At 74.3% G+C, this 3,267-nt stretch carries 2 protein-coding genes; one reads left to right on the top strand and one right to left on the bottom strand.

The genetic code is table 11. The annotated features are described in order from the left end of the window. The first annotated feature begins 27 nt into the window (after positions 1–27). A complete protein-coding gene (locus ITI46_RS33830; protein ID WP_247747001.1) occupies positions 28–1,932 on the top strand; it encodes a helix-turn-helix domain-containing protein in 1,905 nt (634 codons plus the stop codon). Here ITI46_RS33830 and ITI46_RS33825 read toward each other — a convergent pair. Then, on the bottom strand, positions 1,894–3,252 hold the full coding sequence (locus ITI46_RS33825) for an MFS transporter (protein WP_247747000.1): 1,359 nt from the start codon (positions 3,250–3,252) through the stop codon (positions 1,894–1,896). The two genes, ITI46_RS33830 and ITI46_RS33825, sit on opposite strands and share 39 nt — an antisense overlap. Between the last annotated feature and the right edge of the window lie 15 nt (positions 3,253–3,267).

Below are 3,267 nucleotides of genomic sequence, written 5' to 3'. Positions count from 1 at the left end.
GAAGCCGCCTGCCTCGGCTACCTCGAACTGCTGACCACGGGCGCCCCGGCCGAGGCGTACGACGACCCGCAGCCGTCCGCGGGAACGGGCCCCTCAGCCGAGCGCGGCAGACAGCTGGCCCTGCGCATCCGCGCCGAACTCGAAGCCAGGCGGCGCCGGGAGGCGGAGCTGACCGCGCTGTTCGAGACGGTGCACGATCTGGCGGGCCTGCGCGACCTGGACGACGTGCTCCAGGCGATCGTGCAGCGGGCCCGCCGCCTGCTGGGCACCGAGGTCGCCTATATGACGCTCAACGACCCCGGGCGCGGCGACACCTATATGCGGGTCACCGAGGGCTCCGTATCGGCCCGCTTCCAGCAGCTGCGGCTCGGCATGGGCGAGGGACTCGGCGGGCTCGTGGCGCAGACCGCGCGCCCCTACGCGACCCAGGACTACCCGAGAGACGCCCGCTTCCAGCACACCGACGCCATCGACCGGGGCGTCGGCGAGGAGGGGCTGATCGCCATCCTCGGGGTGCCGTTGCTGCTCGGCGGTCGGGAAGTCATCGGCGTGCTGTACGCGGCCGACCGCCGGGAGCGCGTCTTCGAACCCGAACAGATCGCACTGCTGCGCTCGTTCGCCGCACACGCCGCCGTCGCGCTCGACAACACCCGGCTGCTGACCGAGACCACCCAGGCGCTGGCCGGGCTGCGCGCGGTCAACGAGACCATCCGCCGCGCCTCCGACGTCCACGACCGGCTGACCGAGCTGGTGCTGCGCGGCGGCGGCGTGGACGAGGTCACCCGGGTGCTGACCGAAGTGCTGGGCGGCCGGGTGGAGTTCAGCGAGCGCGTCGGCCTCCCGCCGGCCGAAGGGAACGGCGGACCCGGCGCGGGCGGTGCGCCGGCGTACGCGGAGTGGGCGCCGGCCGTCGAGCGCTCCCGCCGCGACGGGCACGCCGTACGCGCGGGCGGCACCTGGGTGGCCGCCGTCACGGCGGGCGGCGAACTGCTGGGCGCGCTGCTGCTGCACGGGCACCCGGAGCTCGACCCGGTGGACCAGCGCACCCTGGAGCGCGCCGCGATGGTGACCTCACTGCTGCAGCTCGCCCGCCGCTCCGCCGGCGAGGCCGAACAGCGGGTACGCGGCGAACTGCTGGACGACCTGCTGGACGCCGCACACCGCGACCCCCACCTGCTGCGCGACCGTGCGGCGCGGGTCGGCGCCGACCTGGACGTACCGCACACGGTGCTGGCCGCCCGCCTCGACCCCACCCAGGCCGCCGCACCCGACGAACTGGACCGGCAGCGCCTCTGGTCGGCCGCCACCCACCTGGCCGCCACCCGGCACGGCCTGGCCGCCACCCGCGACGGCGGGCCCGTACTGCTGCTGCCCCTCGAAGGGCCGGACGGCGGTCTTCCGGGTTCCGGCAGCGAGGGTGCCGTCTCCCGTACGGCCCGCCAGGTCGCCGCCGAGCTGGGCCGCGCGGTCGGCGGGCCCGTCACCGTCGGCGCCTCCGCGCCCGTGCCCTCCCCTGCCGCCCGGCCAGGCTCCGTCGCCGCCGCCTACCCGGAGGCCCGCCGCTGTCTGGAGGCGCTCAGCCTGCTCGGCCGCCGCGGGGAGGGCGCGGCGGCCGAGGACCTGGGCTTCCTCGGGCTGCTGCTGACGGACACCCGGGACGTCACCGGCTTCGTACGCCGCACCCTGGGCCCCGCGCTCGACTACGACGAGCGGCGCGGCACCGAGCTGGTGGCCACCCTGGACGCGTACTTCGCCAGCGGCATGAGCCCCGTACGCGCCAAGGACGCGCTGCACGTCCACGTCAACACCGTCGCCCAGCGGCTGGAGCGCCTGGCCCGGCTGCTGGGCGACGACTGGCAGGCACCGCACCGCGCGCTGGAGATCCAGCTCGCGCTACGGCTCCACCGGCTGACGGGAGCCCTCGGCGGCTGAGGGCGCCGCCTCGCCCAGGCGGGCGGCGGGCTCGCCCACCGTCGCCAGGTCCCGCTCCCGCGTCTCGCTCGCACAGGCCAGCGCGACGACCGTGAGCAGCGCGGCCGCGATCACATACAGCGACACCATCGCCGACCCGTCGTACTCCGCCAGCAGCGCCGTGGCGATCAACGGCGCGGGCGCCCCGGCAGCGACGGAGGAGAACTGCGCCCCGATCGAGGCGCCCGAGTACCGCATCCTGGTGGCGAACAGCTCCGAGAAGAACGCCGCCTGCGGCGCGTACATCGCCCCGTGCAGCACCAGCCCGACCGTCACCGCGAGCGCGATCAGCCCGAACTCGCCGGTGTCCAGCAGCGCGAAGAACGGGAAGATCCACACCCCGACGCCGGCCGCTCCCAGGATGTAGACGGGCCGCCGCCCCACCTTGTCGGACAGCGCGCCCCACAGCGGTATGACGGCGAAGTGCACGGCGGAGGCGATCAGTACGGCGTTCAGCCCGGTCTGCTTGGACAGGTCCAGGTGGTCGGTGAGGTAGACCAGCAGGAACGCCGTCAGTACGTAGAAGCTGATGTTCTCCGCCATCCGGGCACCCATCGCGACCAGCACGTCACGCCAGTGGTGCCGCAGTACGGCGAGCAGCGGCAGCTCCTCCGCGGCGCTGCCCGGGCCCTTGCGTGCCTCGGCGCGGGCGCGGGCCTCCTTGAAGACCGGCGACTCGTCCACGGCCAGCCGCACCCACAGGCCGACCACCACCAGCAGCCCGGAGAGCAGGAACGGCACCCGCCAGCCCCAGCTCTCGAACGCGCCGTCCGACAGCAGCGCCGTCAGCGCCGCCAGCACACCCGTCGCCAGCAGCTGCCCGGCGGGCGCCCCGGTCTGCGGCCAGGAGGCCCAGAAGCCGCGCCGCCGCGGATCCCCGTGCTCGGAGACCAGCAGCACCGCGCCGCCCCACTCGCCGCCCAGCGCGAAGCCCTGCACCAGCCGCAGCGTCGTCAGCAGTACGGGAGCCAGCGCGCCCACCGTTGCGTGAGTGGGCAGCAGCCCGATGGCGAACGTGGCACCGCCCATCATCAGCAAGCTGATGACCAGCAGTTTCTTACGGCCTATGCGGTCTCCGTAGTGGCCGAAGACCAGCGCCCCGATCGGGCGGGCCGCGAAGCCGACCGCGTAGGTGAGGAACGCCAGCAGCGTGCCGACCAGCGGATCGGAGTCCGGGAAGAACAGCTTGTTGAAGACGAGCGCGGCAGCCGAGCCGTAGAGGAAGAAGTCGTACCACTCGATGGTGGTGCCGACCAGGCTGGCCGCGACGATCCGGCGCAGCGACCGGGTACCGGC

Source organism: Streptomyces oryzae (assembly GCF_017676365.1).
In the GTDB taxonomy this organism is placed as follows: Bacteria; Actinomycetota; Actinomycetes; order Streptomycetales; family Streptomycetaceae; genus Streptomyces; species Streptomyces oryzae.
The sequence above is the reverse complement of the archived record's forward strand: the minus strand, read 5'-3'. Positions and strand labels throughout refer to the sequence as shown.